This window comes from Rhodophyticola sp. CCM32 (assembly GCF_004751985.1).
In the GTDB taxonomy this organism is placed as follows: Bacteria; Pseudomonadota; Alphaproteobacteria; order Rhodobacterales; family Rhodobacteraceae; genus Rhodophyticola.
This window is the reverse complement of record NZ_CP038492.1, coordinates 1,994,039-2,010,516: the sequence shown is the minus strand read 5'-3', so window position 1 is coordinate 2,010,516 and position 16,478 is coordinate 1,994,039. Positions and strand designations below refer to the sequence as shown.

Sequence of the window (16,478 nt, the reverse complement as noted above, 5' to 3'; positions counted from 1 at the left end):
GGGCGCGGATGCGCCGCTTCCTTTAAAAATACAGGCCGGGCCTCTTGTATGTAAATCTTATTTACATACGTCTCTCTCACACAGTTTGATGAATGAGAGAGGACAGTCACATGTTTGAACGTTTGGGCGCGGGCGCGATTGCCATTTCGCTGATGGCGGGTAGTGCCATGGCGCAGGACAGGGTTTTTGATTTTGAAGGATTTACCCGGGTTGATATCGCGGAAGGCGTTATCGCCACCCTGCATCCGGGTCCGTTTCAGGTGCAAGCCACCGCACGGCGCGGCAATATCGACCGTCTGGTGATCGAACAGGATGGCGATGTGTTGCGGGTTGAACGCCGCGCACCGGTGATCCGGTCGGTTCTGAACAGCACGGACCGGTTCGAGGTCGCCATCCATATGCCCGAACTGGCGCGGATCGTTTCCCGCGCAGGGGCTGTGGTCACATCGGATGTGCCCGTGACCGATAGGTTCGAGGGCCGGGCCCTGCACGGCGCATCGCTTCATATCGAGGGCGCAGCCTCGGAAGAGACCACGCTTTCGGCCTCGGGCGGGGCCAGTCTGCAGTTTGAAGGCAGAGCGGGTGAGGCTGATATCCTGGTCGAGAATGGCTCCACCATGCGTCTGGCGGGCGATTGCACCGATCTGAGCGCTGAAATCCGCGCCGGGGCGCATCTGAATGCGGGGCAGATGCAGTGCCACAATCTGGATGTATCGGCACGTGCCGGGGCGGATGCGGTGCTCTATGGCGATCAGACAGCGGAGGTCAATGCCAGGTTCGGCGCCTCGGTTCGGGTGCTGGGGGATCCCAGGGTCGAAAACAGCGGCCATAGTTTCGGCGGCGCGGTGCGGTTCAACTGACCGGTCTGATCAAAGCCCACTGATCAAAGCGTATCGCCCTGTCAGCACCGGACCATCAGCCGCTCCAACCCGTGGAAATGATAGATATCCGCATAGACCGGCGGTTCTGTCAGGCGCAGATCGGGGCAGCGCTGAAACAGGATCGGCAGGGCGATCTGCAATTCCAGCCGGGCCAGCGGCGCCCCGACGCAGAAATGCAGGCCCGCGCCAAAGGCAAGATTGGCGGGGCCGTCTTCACGGTCGGGCCGGAACATGGCGGCCTCTTGATAAGCGGCCTCGTCCCGCCCGGCGGAGGCCAGAAGCAGCGCCACCTGATCCCCGCGCCGGAATGTATGGCCGAACAATTCCACCGTTTCATAAGCGTGGCGGGTAAACAGATGCAGCGGCGGGTCATAGCGCATCACCTCCTCGACCAGAGGGGCGGGGTTCGCCCCGGGCCGGGCACCGGTTTCCAGGCAGAGCTTCACCGCATTGCCGATGGAATGCACCGTGGCCTCATGGCCAGCATTCAGCAGCAGAATGCAGGTGGTGATCAGCTCATCCGTTGTCAGTTTCTGACCGTCCTCCTCTGCGGCGATCAGATGGCTGATCAGGTCATCGCGCGGGTCATTGCGGCGGCGGGTGACATAGCTCCGCATGAAGCTTACGAAATCCTCGGTCGCGGCCACGGCGGCCTCTTCATCGGCGCGGGTGCGACCGGCCTGATACATGCCCACCATGGCGTTGGACCAGCGCAGAAGGTCGGGGGCCATGGTTTCGGGCACGCCCAGCAGCCGGGCGATGATGGTGACCGGCAGGGGCCGGGCAAGAGTGTCAAGCAGATCGAAGGCGCCAGAGGGCGCGGCACCGGTCAACTGACGGGTCAGCGCCTTGATCTCAGGGGCCAGTGCCTTGATCCGGCGGGAGGTGAAGGCGCGCAGAACCAGACGGCGCAGACGGGTATGGCGGGGGGGCTCAAGCTCCAGCATGGAATGGGCTTCGACCGCGTAGAAAGGGGCCAGATGGTCGGGGACCGGCAGCGGCTCAACCGGTTCCCGCCCAAACCTGCGATCGCGCAGCAGCGTGTTCACCGCCTCGAATGTGGTGGCGCAGATAAGATCATATTCCGCCCAGTGGATCAGCGGGCCCGCCGCACGGGCGCTTGCATAGAACGGATAGGGGTTCTGGACGAAACCGGGCTCTGTCGGGGCTTGGGTCAGGTGCTGCATGGGGGTTGAGTGCCAAATTGACCCGCCGGAGGAAAGAGAATTTCGCCTCCGGCGGGCGTATTTGGGACAAGAAGAAAGCCAGCGCGCCGCGCGCGGCTTCCCGGTCCGGGACATGCGCCACTCTTCGCGGATTGGCGGTGTTTGCAGAAATAGGGGAAAGACCCGTGTCTATTCTGCTGGTCAGAAATGGACCGGGCGGTTTAGTCTGAACTCAGTTGGGACCCGCAAGCGGTTCCTTGATTTGGAGGAAGAGGTATGAATTTCAGAATAGGCATATTCATGATGGGCGCGGGTTTTGCGCTGTCGGCTGTACCGGCATTGGCGCAGGATGCGGCTTTGTGTGGCGGCGTGGGAGAGACCGGGCTGTGGATGGGTGGATCGCCCGAAGCCTCCGATATTTCCACCTCTGCCTCCTTCATTGACCAGCCCGGTATGATGGTGCCCCCGGGTGGAGAAACCGTATCGCTGTTTTCGGTGAGCACGGCAGGGGATTACCGGATTGAGGCGAACCCGAATTTTGATGGGGATACGGTGATCGACATTCGCGATGCGGGCGGCGAGATTGTCGTGACCGATGATGACAGTGGCGGCAATTTCGCCTCGCGGGCGGATGTGGCGCTTGAGCCGGGCACCTATTGCGTGTCGACCCGGGCATTCGGTGGCGGGTCTGTCATCGCCGACCTGCGGGTGGGCCGGGCCGAGCATGAGGCGCTGACGCCGGGCTGGGGGGTGGCATTGAAGGGTTTGCAGGCGTTGACCCCTGCCAGCCGGCGACACCGGCCACGGCTTTGGGGACGGGTGCGATTGATGCCATGCTGGGGCAGGGGGTGACGGCGACCAATTCCATCGCCGCGACGCCGTTTTACCGTTTCTCGCTGGGCACGCCCCAGGCGATCAGCATCCGGGCCGATAACCCGGCGGCAGACCCCTATATCTACATCTATGACGGGCAGGGCACGCTGATTGCGGAAAATGATGATTATGACGGGTTGAATGCCCGGGTCGATTTCACCGATCCGCTGCCTGCGGGGGCGTATTGTATCGCGATGCGGTCCTTGTCCGATGACACGCAGCCGGTGACCGTTTCGGTTCTGGGGTATGATGCCGAGGCCGCCATGCGTGAAATGTTTGCAACAGGTGAGGCAAGCCCGCCCATTGGTGGCCCTTATCCGATCACCGATCTTGGGGTGTTGCAGACCAGCCTGATCATTGATCAGACCGTGGGCAGCGACGCTGTCTGGTTGAGCTTTTCGGTGCCTGCGGATGGCCTGCTTGTCATCGACGCGATCGAGATCAGCGACAGTGATCCGGTGATCCATCTGTATGACGCGCTTGGCCGGTTTATCGATTTCAATGATGATGCGGGGGACACGCTGAACAGCCAGCTGACCGTGCGGACCTCTCCGGGCACCTATATGCTGGGCGTGAGCCAGTATTCCGACGATTATTCCGGTGTGATCCGACTGGCTTTGCAGCGGTATGTTCCGGCCCAGTAATAGCAGGCGTTTGTGAAGAAGGGCCGTCCAATTGGGCGGCCCTTTGTCATGGGCCGTTCTCAGGCGGCGGGTGCGGCCTCCAGCGCGGTGATGATGGCGCTGAAATCACTGGCTTTCAAAGAGGCCCCGCCAACCAGCGCCCCATCCACATCGGGCACGGAGAAAATTTCGGTCGCATTGCCGGGTTTGACAGAGCCGCCATAGAGCAGGCGGATGCCCTGTGCGGTATCCGCGCCATAGCGGGTGGTCAATGCGCTGCGGATGAACCCATGGGCCGCCGCAATCTCGTCAAGGGTGGGCACAAGGCCGGTGCCGATGGCCCAGACCGGTTCATAGGCGATCACAAGCCGGGCGGCATCGGCGCTGTCGGGCAGGGACCCGGCCAGTTGCTGGTGCAGGATGTCGAGGGTCTGGCCCGTTTTATATTCGGCCTCTGTCTCGCCGATGCACAGGATCGCGATCAGATCCGCAGACCAGGCGGCGGTGATCTTGGCCTGAACATCCGCGTTGCTTTCCCCGTGGTCCTGACGGCGTTCGGAATGGCCAAGGATGACATAGGTTGCGCCCGCATCGGCCAGCATCGTGGCGGCGATATCGCCTGTATGCGCGCCTGTTTCTGCGCTGTGGCAATCCTGACCACCGGTGGCGGTGCTGGCGCCGAGACGGTCCAGAAGCCCGGTCATCCGGTCGATCAATGTGGCGGGCGGACAGATCAGCACATCGACCCCCGGCGTGGGGCAGGTGGATGTCAGCGCCTCCAACTCTGCCAGCTCGGCGGCCTGGCCGTTCATTTTCCAGTTCCCGGCGGCAAGTTTGCGACGTGTCATGATCTGTCCCCTTTTGCTCTGGGTTTGAGATGGCAAGAGAACGGGCCTGGGTCAAGCGGTTCAGCAAGGGGAAGGATCGCGCGCCTCTGGTGGAGGGTGGCTCGCGTGGTGGTCGACCAAGTATCGCTACAAGGTACTCACTGGCAACCGTCTTCCGATTGATGCCGTAGCGCGGCCGTTTATAGCGAAATCGTTTTATTCTGCACCACAGCTCATCAAAATTCTCTTTAGAAATCAGTATCTTGCTGACCCGGAGGCGGCGAATTTTGATTCAGATTAAACGATTTCTGCTCTAGCACCTGTCCCATAGGGCTTCCTTCCATTCCAGCGAAAGGAGCAGACCATCACACAGTGGGACTAAACACCTACCCCGTGGGTTCGGTATCGCCCTCGTCGCTCGGCTCTCCTTCGCCATCGCCATCGCCAAAGTTGCAACTGCTGCAGAAATCCGGGTCATTGCCACTGTTAAAATCCAACTGGCCAGCAAAACGCGGGCGCGTGATGGTGAAGTTGGTGAACTCCAGATCCGACAGGCCAATATTGAAGGCAGGGCGATAGGGCAGGAAGGTTTCCACCAGAATAATCCGCTCTCCGTGTACCATTTCGGGCAAATTCTCTTCAAGATCGGACATGTCGCTGTTGAACAAACGTGTCTGACCATTGGTGGCATAGGACCAGTCCACCCGGTAATCGTTACGGCGGCGGCGAATCTCGGTCACCCGCATGGAACTGTCCTCCACATTGCGGGTGATGTGCTGGAACAGGTTCGACAGACCCTCAATATCCGAGCCGAAAATCATTTCGGTCTGTCGCGACAGCACATCGGCCACCGCATAGGTTGCTTTCAGGGAGGTATTATAGGTACGGAATGCATCAAAAAACACGAAGCTGCCAACAAACAGCCAGGCCAGAATCGGCGTGATGATCACCGCTTCGAAAGCGACGGCTGCACGCTCTTGCTGGAGGAATTTTCTGAACAGACGGGTCATGGGCGGCTCCTCACGACGGTTCGTTGACGAAGATCGTGGCCGAGGTCATGTGCACCCCGCCGGTATCATCGCGCGTAAGGTTCAGGCCAAAGCCGGACAGCGGCAGAATCCGGTCCACCACGGCGCAGACCCGGATCAGCATCAACTGATTTTCCCGACCGGCATCACGGCCCGGATCGAAGGTGTTCGCCGGGCGCACCATGCCATCGCGGTCAACGCAGAGTGTCTGCTCATCGGGCAGGATGTAATTGGTCTGGTCGATGACCCGCAGGTCCAGCACCAGAATGTCGGTACAATTGGGAATGACCAGCGCATTGGCACAGACATTCTCGGCGATCTGGTCATGGGTGACCTCAAGATCGGCGGTCAGACGCATATAGCGCACGGTGCTGTCCAGAGCGCGTTCCAGCATCACCTGACGGGTCAGGATCATCGCTGTCTCGAATACTGCGATGAACAGGATCAGGATGATCGGAAAGACAATCACGAACTCTGTTGTCGCGGTCGCCCGTTCCGAGCGGGAAAACCGCCTGATATGATGCCCAAGCCCGATCATGCGGATTATTGCACCAGCTTGAGCTGTTCGATCGTGTTGGCGATCGAGGCGAAGGCCTCGCTGATTTCGATCCCTTCAACATCATAGTAATGGGCATCCGATGTGGCGCAATACCGCATCACATTTTCGCCGCGCCGGGGGGCCTCGAAGGCGATGGTGAAAACGATGATGTTCTGCTCGCGGGCGGCATCACAGATGTCGCGCAGGTTCGCATCGGCCGAATTTGCCCCAGCATAGAGTTCGGTCGAGTCGTAGCGCAGATCGTAGTAGTAATCATAGTCGCCCAACCGGCGTGCGGCCTGGTAGTAAAAGTGGCCGGCAAAGGTCCGCGCTGAATAGTTGGCCCAGATATACGGCCATGGGATCGCAACGGATTCGTTGCCGCGATAGGGCTCATCCGAGAACGTCCCGTTGCGGTCATTGTAGTTGTTATTGGGAATCCAGAAAATATCCTCATCGGGGATATACATCGACCAGCGCTCATCCTCTTCGTGATAATACACTGTCGAGGGACCACGTTTATACTGCTGCACGACGTCGTACTGATTGGTGTTTTCACCATCGGTCATCAGGATGACGATTTTCATGGTCTCGTCATCATCGAACGCACGGGGGCGATCGGCAAAATCTTCATGCACACTGCCCGCGTCTTCCAGCGCCTGCAGCGCTGGTGCGGCGACCGGGTCCAGCAGGCCCACCCCCCATTTCATGCCCAGATCAATGGCCGTCCAGCCATTGGCGTTGAGGCTGTTGATATGAGCGTGCAGGGCGGAAATATTGCTCGACCAGGGCAGGATTGCGCCATAATCGCTGGTCTGGCAATGGGGGCGGTAATAGTATTGCTGATACCGCGTGACGTTGCTGTAATACTGGTTGCGGTTGTCATAATCGAAATGGGCCAGGCGTTCGACCGGCTCAACGGGGTCAATCGCGGTTGTCTCATAATCAGCCGGGTCAAACCGAGTGCAGTTTGAGGCATCATGCTCATCCGACAGCGTGAACACGCTTTCGATGGTGGAGCCTGCATTGACCCGCCCGTTATAGGGGATGATCGACATCGAGACGAGCATTTCATCGGTGTCGTAATTATTCGGTTCCATCACCGAGGTGACAAATTCGCTGGCGGCGGATTGCATATTCGCGAGTTTGCTGTTCCGGCCCATGGAACCTGAGATGTCGAGGACCATGGAAATCTCGACATTCTGAACCCGTTCCTCGGCAACGCCGAAGGCCGGCGAGGTCAGCGCGCGAATGCCGAACATATGCATGAACATCGAGTTGATATCCATTTCGGCACGGGCCGACACGCGACGATAGTTGAACCCGGTTTCCGGCTCCACCGTCAGGCGATAATTTTCCAGGCCGGACACGGCGAAATAATCGCGCACAACCTCCTCTGGATCGCCTTGCTGATTGATGGCGGCGGCGGCCAGAATGGCGCGGTCCAGCGTATATTGAAGCTGAATCCGCTGCGTCTCATACCGCATCACATCGACGGCAATGCCGCCGACGCCGACCATCAGCACAAACATCATCAACCCGAAAATCGTGATTGTGCCGTCTTCATCGCAGGCAAACCTACGGAGGCCGGCGCAACTGCGCAGCCTTTGAAGCAGTGTTGGGGTCCGAACGATCATCACCGTGGTCCTCGTATAAGTCTGTTGAAACAGGCTTTTGTCTCATTTTCCGTTAACGGTTTGATCCCGAACCAAGGCAGAAATTGGGCAAAGCGGGGGAGGAAACAGGGTGTTTGCGGGGCAGAAACATCTGGATTAACACCGGATTAAGGATTTGCGGTCATATCCGGGCCGTTTTGCGGCGGCATGATCGCTTGCGTTGTGTTGGTGGCTGTGCCTTGCTTCGCCCAGGGCCTGTGCCTGCCTGCGACAGGTCAAATGTCATGCGCCCAGGGAGGATATGCCATGGCCATCGAGCCGAGTTTCCGACAATCCGTCGATCTGATGTTCAACCGTGCCGTGGCCCTGATGGACCTGCCACCGGGGCTGGAGGAAAAGATCAGGGTCTGCAATTCCACCTATGTGGTGCGGTTCGGTGTGCGCCTGAGGGGAGAGATTCAGACCTTCACCGGGTATCGGTCGGTCCATTCGGAACATATGGAGCCGGTGAAGGGTGGCATCCGCTATGCCCCCAATGTGCATCAGGACGAGGTGGAGGCGCTGGCCGCGCTGATGACCTTCAAATGCGCCCTGGTCGAGGCCCCTTTTGGCGGATCAAAAGGCGGTCTTTGCATCGACCCGCGCCATTACGAGGACCATGAGATGGAACAGATCACCCGGCGGTTTTCCTATGAACTGATCAAGCGTGACCTGATCAACCCGTCACAAAACGTGCCCGCCCCCGATATGGGGACCGGCGAAAAGGAAATGGCCATCATGGCCGACCAATATGCACGGATGAACACCACCGATATCAACGCCAAGGCCTGTGTCACCGGCAAACCGCCCCATGCAGGCGGCATTCAGGGTCGTGTCGAGGCCACGGGCCGGGGCGTGCAATATGCGCTGAAGGAATTCTTTCGCCATCCCGAGGATGTGGCCGCTGCCGGGCTGGACGGAACGCTTGATGGCAAGCGGGTCATCGTTCAGGGCCTGGGCAATGTGGGCTATCATGCAGCGCTGTTCCTGTCGACCGAGGATGGCGCGATCATCACCCATGTGATCGAACGCGACGGGGCGCTGGAAAACCCCAAAGGGCTGGATATTCCGCTGGTCCGTGACTGGATCGCCAATCATGGCGGTGTGCGCGATTGCCCGCATGGCACCTATATTGAAGACGGCAGCAAGGCGCTGGAGGCGGAATGCGACATTCTGATCCCCGCCGCGCTGGAAGGGGTCATCAACATGACCAATGCCGACAGGATTAAGGCGCGGCTGATCATCGAGGCGGCGAACGGTCCGATAACTGCAGGCGCCGATGAAATTCTGAACCGCAAAGGCACGGTGATCATCCCCGATCTTTATGCCAATGCAGGTGGTGTGACGGTCAGCTATTTCGAATGGGTCAAGAATCTCAGCCATATCCGGTTCGGACGGATGCAGCGACGCCAGGAAGAGGCGCGCCATGAGCTGATCGTGAACGAGTTGGAGCGCCTGTCGAAAGACAAGGAGCTTGGCTGGTCGCTCAGCCCTAATTTCAAGGAAAAATACCTGCGCGGCGCCGATGAGCTTGAACTGGTCCGATCCGGTCTCGATGACACGATGCGCGTGGCCTATCAGTCGATGCGCGAGGTCTGGCACGGGCGCAATGATGTGAGTGATCTGCGCACGGCGGGGTTTCTTGTGTCAATCGGCCGGGTGGCCGCAAGCTACAAGGCCAAGGGGTTGTGAAGCCTGTGCGACCATGGGCGGCTTACGCGTCATGGTCGCGTTCCACCAGCAGCATGGTGATCAGATCGGCCACCGATTTCGCCTGCGCCCCCGAGGTCACGCCGCCCACCATGATCCGGCGGCGAAACCGCCACCAAAGGCCCGGGGCATAAACCATAAGATCGGGCTCTCTGAGCCGGATCACAAAGCCGTTTGAGGGTTTGAAGGCAAAAAACCCGCGATCCACCGAAACCACATTCCCGATCCGGCACAGAACCTGCCCACCGGCTTCACGCAGCTCCGTGCGGGTCAGCTCCAGGGTGACGCCGCTGGCCTGCCAAAGGCGCCAGGACAAAAAGAAGGTGCTTATTCCCACCACGATCAGAAACGCCAGCCAGCCCAGGTCGGTAGGCGGCGTTGTGGCGGCAACATAGAGCAGGATCATGCCCAACAGGCCAAGGGTGCCGGTGGCAAAATAGCGCCGGATCGGTTTGGGCTCGATCACGCCGATCACTTCATCATCCATCAGACGCCTCCGTTCCTTCGGGCGGTGCTTACCGGGTTCTGCCGTGTTTGACGAGAGGCGGCGCGTAGCCGTCATGGCAGCCTGTGCGGTGACCCCTGCATCGCCGCACAGGCTTGGTTCAGCCTCGTGGAATTGCCCGGGGGCGGGGTCGGCATATATCCTCGCCAGACCAGACAGGAGACATGCCATGTCAATCCGCCCCGTAACCGAAACCCGCCGCGCCATGCCCGTGATGGAAGGGGCGGGCGTTCATCTGCATCGCGCCTTCGGCTTTCAGGACCCGGCGGAACTGGACCCGTTTCTGCTGTTCGATGATTTCCGCAATGACCGGCCCGAGGAGTACCTCAAAGGTTTCCCCTGGCACCCGCATCGGGGGATCGAAACCATCACCTATGTGCTGGCCGGATCAGTGGAACATGGCGACAGCCTGGGCAATACCGGCACGCTTGGCGCGGGCGATGTACAATGGATGACCGCCGGGTCCGGCATTTTGCATCAGGAAATGCCGCTTGGGAATGCGAAAGGCCAGATGCACGGGTTTCAGCTTTGGGGCAATCTGCCATCCAACCTGAAAATGACCGCGCCGCGCTATCAGGATGTGACCGGTGCCGAGATCCCGGACGTGATTGATGATGATGGTACCATTGTCCGGGTCATCGTCGGAGAGTTCTGGGGCAGGACCGGCCCGGTGGACGGGATCGCGGCCGATCCGCAATATCTGGATATCTCGGTCCCTGCGGGGGTGAAAAAGACCTTTCGGATCGACACCTATCGCCGCGCCTTTGCCTATGTGTTCGACGGGGCCGCCGCCTTTGCAGATGCCTCCGCACCCGTGGGCGTCTTGCTGGAAAAAGAGGTCATGGGGCAGGAGGTGAATATTCGCGACCTGTCCGGCAACCGGACGTTGATCCGCTTTGGCACCGGGGATGAGGTGACGGTGCAGGCCGGCCCGGACGGCGTGCGCTTCCTGCTGATTTCAGGCGCGCCGATTGCCGAGCCGGTGGCCTGGCACGGGCCGATCGTGATGAACACTCAGGCCCAGTTGCAACAGGCCATGCGCGATCTTCGGAACGGCACCTTCATTCAGCCGACCCATTGACCCTGCGGCCCCGGGGCAGGGGTCACAGATAGCCGCGCCAGACCAGCACCGTGACCAACAGGGCCAGAACAAGGGCCGCGCGAAACCCGATCTCAGCCCAGAAGAATGCGCGCGCCTGCGCCTGTCGTTTGCCCGGTTCGATGCTGCGCAACTGCCGGTTCAGGCTGGCCAGCGCCTGTTCGGCCATCGCGGGGTCTGTTCTCGCGGCCAGTTTCGGGTGCTGTATCCGCCTGTCCAGCTCCAACAGCTGTGTTGCCGCCTGCCGTGCCTGCGGTGGTAACAGACGCCCGGCGCGGGCCACCGCGCGTCTGAAGGTGGGCGCCCGGATGCCCAGGTGCTCAGAGATCAGCGCGCGCGCCTCCTCCATGATCTCTTGCAACCTGTCCGGTGTCATCTGTCGGCCCCCGCAGTTCCACCCGCACCATAAGCAGCGGGGCCGCATGCTCAACCCTCTGGCCCCTTCCGCAGGGGGGCGTTACAGCATCGGGTTGAAACCCCAAATCATTCTTGCGCCCGGCGGCCCCGCCGGGCAGCGCCCCTACCGCCCCCACGGGGCGGGCGCTTCTCGCCCTCCCTTCGGTACGGGCTCTGCCCTCTGCGCAATGTATATGTGGCGCGGAATTTCAACCCGGTGCTATAGAACATGTATCATGCTGATGACCTACAGTTTTGGCGATCCGGGTGATCTGCCGCCGATCCTGATTGCCCATGGCCTCTATGGCTCGGCGCGCAACCTCAACGTGATTGCCAAACGCCTCTCGGCCACCCGGCAGGTGATCAGCGTGGACATGCGCAACCATGGGGACAGCCCATGGAGCGCGCGCCACAGCTATCCCGATCTGGCGGGGGATCTGGCCGAGGTCGTCACCGGTTTCGGCGGGGTTGCGGATGTGATGGGCCATTCCATGGGGGGCAAGGCGGCCATGGCGCTGGCCCTGCTGCATCCGGCCGCGGTGCGGCGGCTGGTCGTGGCCGATATCGCCCCGGTGACCTATAATCATACGCAGGTGCAGTTCATCCATGCCATGCGCGCCCTGGACCTGTCGGGTATCGCGACACGGCGCGATGCGGATGCGGCATTGAAGGCCGATGTGCCGGAAGACGGGATACGCGCCTTCCTGCTGCAATCCCTTGATGTGAAAGAGAAACGCTGGCGGTTGAATCTGGATGTGCTGGAGGCGTTCATGCCCCAGATCATTGGCTGGCCCGATCTTGCAGGCCGGTTCGATGGCCCGGCGCTGTTCCTGTCCGGCGGCGCGTCGGATTATGTCAGGGCTGACCATCGCCCGGCCATTCGCGCGTTGTTTCCCGCCGCTCGGTTCGCCAAAATTCCCGGTGCAGGGCATTGGCTGCACGCAGACAAGCCCCGGGAATTCGAGGCCAGTCTGGGTATTTTCTTTGGCGCAAACGGATCGTCGGGGCAGGGTCAGACCCCTGAATCCTAAAGCGTGCGGATCTTCCGGCCCGCCAGCCAGGCGACGGGGATGGCGATCAACGCACCAAGGGCCGCGCCGATCACGATGGGGCGCCAGCCATCCAGACCGGCGGCCAGAACCGCGATCACGCCAACCCCAGCCAGCGCGGTGGAGGCCAATGTAAATATCAGGAAAAACAACCGCATATCTGTCGCCCCTCTGTCAGAACAGGATTTCTGGACAAAGGGATATCGGCAAGGTCAACTATTGTCTTTGACCTGGATTAGATGAGACAGGGTTTGGCGTAAGGGCACACCACGATATCTGGTAGGCCCTGCCTTATTTTGCTGTTTTTGTATGGTGATCCGCGAGATGTAGTTGATCTGCTGCGCAAGCCCGTGTATGAAATTATCCACAGGTGCATAGACGCGGTACACTGATGACGGGGCTCGACTGAATCATGGCAGGCGGGCCTCGTTTTCTGTTTATACTGCTGTGATATCCGGCTTTCTCGAACAGGAAAAGACGCCAGGTGCTCAGACGCGGTCTTCGCATTGGGCCGAAACCCATCCTGACGTCTTCCTGTTCCGGTTCTCCACCAAAGCGGTTTCCCGGCCCAGTTGCGCGGGCCCTTGCGAGCCTTTGCTGCCACGCTCCCTCCCTCCGAGGAGGTCAGTCCCGTGACGCGCGCCAACCCTTGAAATCCGTGCCTTGCCTCATCCGGCCCGAAGACCTTTTGCGACCTGACCGCAGTTCCCAAAACCCTTTGCAGTTCAATCCAGGCTCAAGTCCCGTCTTGCTCTGCTCCGGCTCCTAAGGGGCCTTTTGCGCCCCGCCCGGTTTGCTTGCGCCCCGTTGCGGTAAGACAGAATTCACAACAGCCGGGCGCGTTGCGCAAGCGTGGAGCAGTGCAGCATGAAAATTTCCTGGGGATGAAAACGGGGGCAGGCTTGTGGGTAAGACGTGGAAGGGGCGGAAAAAGGTTTTCACCTCCGGGCTTTGGGGGAATACAACATCTTGCCGCCCAAAATCGTCATATGCTGCAGGTGCGAAGGTCCTGTTTTGCAGAAGATGCGCCAGCCTGACCCTAGCTTTTGAGGATCGGATAAAGCGAAGCGACCAGAATCAGCGCGGCGGTGATATTGAACGCCCGCAGCCGGGCCGGGTTGGTCAGGAAACGTCGCATTTGCTGGCCCAGAAAGGCCCAGGACCCGACAGAGGGCAGGTTGACCAGACCAAAGACCAGGGCCATGACCAGCAAATCCACCAAGCCCCGCCCCGGCGGCGTGTAAACCGTGATCGCGGTCAGCGCCATGCTCAGCGCCTTGGGGTTGACCCATTGAAAGCCGGCGGCCTGAAGAAAGCTCAGCGGGGTGCCGGTGGCCTGCGCCTCGGGCAGGATCGGGGCGGCACTGGCAATCTTCCATGCAAGATACAGCAGATAGCCGACACTGATCACTTTCAGGATGGTGTAAATCACCGGGTAGGCATCAAACACCCGGATCAGCCCGACCCCGATGGCCAGTGCCATGATCACAAACCCAAGCGCGACACCCAGCATATGCGGAAAGGTCCGGCGCATGCCGAAATTGGCGCCCGAGGCCATCAGCATCAGGTTGTTCGGCCCCGGCGTGATGGAACTGACAAAGGCGAAAAGCGCAAGCGCAAGGATCAGATCAGCTGTCATGGGGCAAGGTTATGCGGCGGGGGATGCAATGAAATTGCAAATATCCCGGAATTCGGATTATAATCACAACAAATGACGAAGATTGATCAGAAAGATCGCCAGATATTGCGTGAACTGTCCCGCGACGGGCGGATCAGCAATCTGGATCTGGCGGATCGGGTGGCGCTTAGCGCCTCGGCCTGTCTGCGCCGGGTGGCTGCATTGGAGGCGGGGGGTGTCATTACCGGCTATCGTGCCGTTCTGGACCCGGTGCAGATGGGTGTGGGCTTCACCGCTTATATGAGTGTGGGTCTGTCGGTGCATTCCAAAGCCGCGCAGGAGGCGTTTGAACGGGCCGTGGCCCATGCGCCTGAAGTGCGGGAATGCCACAATATCACCGGGGCTGTGGAATATCTGCTGCGTGTCGAGGCTGCCGATCTGGTCAGCTATAAACGCTTTCACACCGATGTGCTGGGCGCGCTGCCGCAGGTGGCGACAATCACCACCTATGTGGTGATGGGCTCGCCCAAGGATGACCGTGCCTGACCCCCTGCAATATGTGATCGCCTTGAACACACAAAAAAGGCGGTGACACCAAAAGGGAGGAGAAGGTGCCACCGCCAGATTTCAGCACCCTCAAAGGGAGGAGGAGGGGCCGATGATTGGGCCCAAGGGGCCCGGAACTTTACGGCGGCTCCAAGGGAGGAGGTAGGAACCGCCGTGAATGGACCAAACCTCAAGGGAGGAGGAGAAGTTTGATCCGAAATACGGCACACCCAAAAGGGAGGAGAAGGGGATGCCGCATCACATCGCGCGCCCGAAATAAGGGAGGAACGGGCTATGCGAATTCTGTCAGGCCTGGCGATCTGCCTTGCCATAGGCGGCCTCATAGGCCACCGATTTGATCATCGAACGCGACAGCCCCAGGTCGGACAATTCGCGGGTTGAACAGGTTTCCAGCTCGGCAATGGTCTGACGATAGACCTTGCGGGCGGCATAGGCTTCGGCAAGCTGGGTCTTGATCTCTGCCAAGCGGTCGCTGAAAGAAAGAGTGGATGAGTGTGAACCCGATATATAGGCCATTGGAGATACCTCAATTATGTGCTGTTGCGCCGTGTCGGACCCATTTCCGAAGCGCTTTGGATGTGACGGCGTTTTGCCCGTTTCGAGTAAAAGATAACGCCATGCTGCAGGTGCGCAATCCCCAGCCTGTTCAATGCCGCTATGCAGAAAGTGCATATCGAAAATCCTTATTTTGCTGCAATTTTGAGCATTCGGCATGAGGTCCGCTGCTTTTTCCAACAGACAGTTCCGGCTGTTTTTTCTGGGTATCTTTTTCGCTGTACAGGCGATCTGGATACAGCGGGTGACAATTTCCTGGCTGGCCTGGGAACGCACCGAATCTGCGGGATTCGTGGGGCTGGTCGCCGGGCTCAGCCTGTTGCCGACATTGCTGACGGGGCCGTTTTTCGGCGTGCTGGCAGACCGGATGGATATTCGCCTGGCATCTATTCTGACCAATCTGGGGCAGGTGATCTGCATCACCGGCCTGGCCCTGACCCTGCCATGGATCAAGGCACCGGGTCTGGCCCTGGCGGCGCTTGCCATCGGCATTGTCAGTTCGGCCCACCATCCGGTGCGGATGTCGCTTGGGCCGCGTCTGGTGCCGCCGGATATGGTGCAGCATGTGGTGTCTGCCACGGCGCTGAATTTCAATATGGCGCGGCTGGTGGCCCCGGCGGGTGCGGGGTTTCTGATCGCGCAATTCGGGGCGCAGGTGACGCTTTGGGTCGCGGTGGTGTTTTATATGCCGATGCTGGCCGTGCTTGGCCATCTGCGCCCGCGAACCCTGCCGCCCCGTGCGCGGCGGCCGTTTCTAAAGGAACTGACGGATGGGCTGCGTTATGCCCGTGACACGCCGCTGATCCGCACCGCCTTTCTGCTGACCATGATCTTTGCAACCGCCGTACGTGGCGGGTTGGAGGTGTTGCCGGTTCTGGCCGATGGCGCGTTTCAGCGGGGCGCCGGGGGGCTGGGTCTGTTGACCGCGGCCGCAGGGGCAGGGGCGGTGATGGCGGCCCTTGCCAAAGCGCTCGGTATCGGGGCGGTCGGCGCGCGCATTCCGATAGCGGTCTATGTCGCAGCCCTGGCCGGGCAGGGGGCGATAATCGGGATGGGGCTGGCGCCGGTCTGGTCCGTGGCGCTGGCGGCGACCGCATTGGCGGGGTTCTGTTCCACCTGGTGCGGGATCAGCCTGCAGGCGGCAATCCAGACCGATCTGCCCGATGCCCTGCGCGGGCGGGTGATGAGCCTGTGGACCGTGGTTGGCTTTGGCACCGTGGCCATCGGCGCCTTTGCCATTGGCGGGGTTGCGGACTGGCTGGGCATTGGCCCGGCATTGATGGCGGCGGGCTGCACCGGTGTGATGTGTCAGATCATCCTGACCACATGGGGGGCGCAGCGCTGAATTCTGATCCAGGGCGTTTCGGGACAGACTTGAGACATCAGGC

18 protein-coding genes are annotated in these 16,478 nt (G+C 60.4%); 8 read left to right on the top strand and 10 right to left on the bottom strand.

Features of this window, described 5'->3' with window-relative positions:
* Positions 1-110 precede the first annotated feature (110 nt).
* On the top strand, positions 111-860 hold the full coding sequence (locus E2K80_RS09765; RefSeq protein WP_168193153.1) for a GIN domain-containing protein: 750 nt from the start codon (positions 111-113) through the stop codon (positions 858-860).
* 41 nt (positions 861-901) lie between these two features.
* Here E2K80_RS09765 and E2K80_RS09760 read toward each other — a convergent pair whose 3' ends face one another.
* Positions 902-2,068, bottom strand: coding sequence for a cytochrome P450 (locus E2K80_RS09760; RefSeq protein ID WP_135374842.1), 1,167 nt, complete (start codon positions 2,066-2,068; stop codon positions 902-904).
* A 255-nt stretch (positions 2,069-2,323) separates the two neighbouring features.
* On the opposite strand from E2K80_RS09760, the gene E2K80_RS09755 reads away from it, so the two are divergent.
* Both E2K80_RS09755 and E2K80_RS09750 read left to right on the top strand, forming a co-directional pair.
* Positions 2,324-2,899 carry a hypothetical protein gene (locus E2K80_RS09755; protein WP_135374841.1) on the top strand — a complete coding sequence of 192 codons (576 nt, stop codon included), beginning with the start codon at positions 2,324-2,326 and terminating at the stop codon, positions 2,897-2,899.
* Complete coding sequence (locus E2K80_RS09750) at positions 2,857-3,564, top strand: pre-peptidase C-terminal domain-containing protein (RefSeq protein ID WP_210405362.1); 708 nt, start codon at positions 2,857-2,859, stop codon at positions 3,562-3,564. Before E2K80_RS09755 ends, E2K80_RS09750 begins: the two co-directional genes overlap by 43 nt.
* A 59-nt stretch (positions 3,565-3,623) precedes the next feature.
* Here the strand turns inward: E2K80_RS09750 and tpiA are convergent, their stop codons facing one another.
* The 4 genes from tpiA to E2K80_RS09730 form a co-directional block, all read right to left on the bottom strand.
* Entirely contained in the window at positions 3,624-4,391 is a 768-nt protein-coding gene (gene tpiA / locus E2K80_RS09745) for a triose-phosphate isomerase (RefSeq protein ID WP_135374839.1), read from the bottom strand.
* A gap of 365 nt (positions 4,392-4,756) precedes the next feature.
* The gene (locus tag E2K80_RS09740; protein WP_135374838.1) at positions 4,757-5,380 is read right to left on the bottom strand and encodes a TadE/TadG family type IV pilus assembly protein; all 624 of its coding nucleotides are present in this window, start codon (positions 5,378-5,380) and stop codon (positions 4,757-4,759) included.
* Between the two features lie 10 nt (positions 5,381-5,390).
* Positions 5,391-5,936, bottom strand: a complete 546-nt coding sequence (locus E2K80_RS09735; RefSeq protein ID WP_135374837.1) for a TadE/TadG family type IV pilus assembly protein — start codon at positions 5,934-5,936, stop codon at positions 5,391-5,393.
* Positions 5,937-5,941: 5 nt separating this feature from the next.
* A complete protein-coding gene (locus tag E2K80_RS09730; RefSeq protein WP_135374836.1) occupies positions 5,942-7,573 on the bottom strand; it encodes a TadE/TadG family type IV pilus assembly protein in 1,632 nt (543 codons plus the stop codon).
* A gap of 285 nt (positions 7,574-7,858) precedes the next feature.
* Between E2K80_RS09730 and E2K80_RS09725 the strand changes: the two genes are divergently transcribed.
* Positions 7,859-9,283, top strand: a complete 1,425-nt coding sequence (locus E2K80_RS09725; protein WP_135374835.1) for a Glu/Leu/Phe/Val family dehydrogenase — start codon at positions 7,859-7,861, stop codon at positions 9,281-9,283.
* Positions 9,284-9,305: 22 nt separating this feature from the next.
* Here the strand turns inward: E2K80_RS09725 and E2K80_RS09720 are convergent, their stop codons facing one another.
* The gene (locus E2K80_RS09720; RefSeq protein ID WP_135374834.1) at positions 9,306-9,788 is read right to left on the bottom strand and encodes a hypothetical protein; all 483 of its coding nucleotides are present in this window, start codon (positions 9,786-9,788) and stop codon (positions 9,306-9,308) included.
* A gap of 187 nt (positions 9,789-9,975) precedes the next feature.
* On the opposite strand from E2K80_RS09720, the gene E2K80_RS09715 reads away from it, so the two are divergent.
* On the top strand, positions 9,976-10,887 hold the full coding sequence (locus E2K80_RS09715) for a pirin family protein (protein WP_135374833.1): 912 nt from the start codon (positions 9,976-9,978) through the stop codon (positions 10,885-10,887).
* A gap of 22 nt (positions 10,888-10,909) precedes the next feature.
* Here the strand turns inward: E2K80_RS09715 and E2K80_RS09710 are convergent, their stop codons facing one another.
* Positions 10,910-11,281 (bottom strand): hypothetical protein, encoded by a 372-nt coding sequence (locus tag E2K80_RS09710; protein WP_135374832.1) that lies wholly within the window; start codon positions 11,279-11,281, stop codon positions 10,910-10,912.
* A gap of 256 nt (positions 11,282-11,537) precedes the next feature.
* Between E2K80_RS09710 and E2K80_RS09705 the strand changes: the two genes are divergently transcribed.
* The gene (locus E2K80_RS09705) at positions 11,538-12,332 is read left to right on the top strand and encodes an alpha/beta fold hydrolase (protein WP_135374831.1); all 795 of its coding nucleotides are present in this window, start codon (positions 11,538-11,540) and stop codon (positions 12,330-12,332) included.
* On the opposite strand, the gene E2K80_RS09700 is transcribed toward E2K80_RS09705, so the two are convergent.
* Complete coding sequence (locus E2K80_RS09700; protein WP_135374830.1) at positions 12,329-12,508, bottom strand: CTP synthetase; 180 nt, start codon at positions 12,506-12,508, stop codon at positions 12,329-12,331. The genes E2K80_RS09705 and E2K80_RS09700 overlap by 4 nt on opposite strands.
* 881 nt (positions 12,509-13,389) lie before the next feature.
* Entirely contained in the window at positions 13,390-13,989 is a 600-nt protein-coding gene (locus tag E2K80_RS09695; protein WP_135374829.1) for a LysE family translocator, read from the bottom strand.
* Positions 13,990-14,061: 72 nt separating this feature from the next.
* Between E2K80_RS09695 and E2K80_RS09690 the strand changes: the two genes are divergently transcribed.
* A complete protein-coding gene (locus E2K80_RS09690) occupies positions 14,062-14,514 on the top strand; it encodes an Lrp/AsnC family transcriptional regulator (RefSeq protein ID WP_135374828.1) in 453 nt (150 codons plus the stop codon).
* A gap of 306 nt (positions 14,515-14,820) precedes the next feature.
* On the opposite strand, the gene E2K80_RS09685 is transcribed toward E2K80_RS09690, so the two are convergent.
* Positions 14,821-15,000, bottom strand: a complete 180-nt coding sequence (locus tag E2K80_RS09685) for a DUF1127 domain-containing protein (RefSeq protein ID WP_238475478.1) — start codon at positions 14,998-15,000, stop codon at positions 14,821-14,823.
* A gap of 247 nt (positions 15,001-15,247) precedes the next feature.
* Between E2K80_RS09685 and E2K80_RS09680 the strand changes: the two genes are divergently transcribed.
* Positions 15,248-16,435 carry an MFS transporter gene (locus tag E2K80_RS09680; protein WP_135374827.1) on the top strand — a complete coding sequence of 396 codons (1,188 nt, stop codon included), beginning with the start codon at positions 15,248-15,250 and terminating at the stop codon, positions 16,433-16,435.
* Positions 16,436-16,478 lie beyond the last annotated feature (43 nt).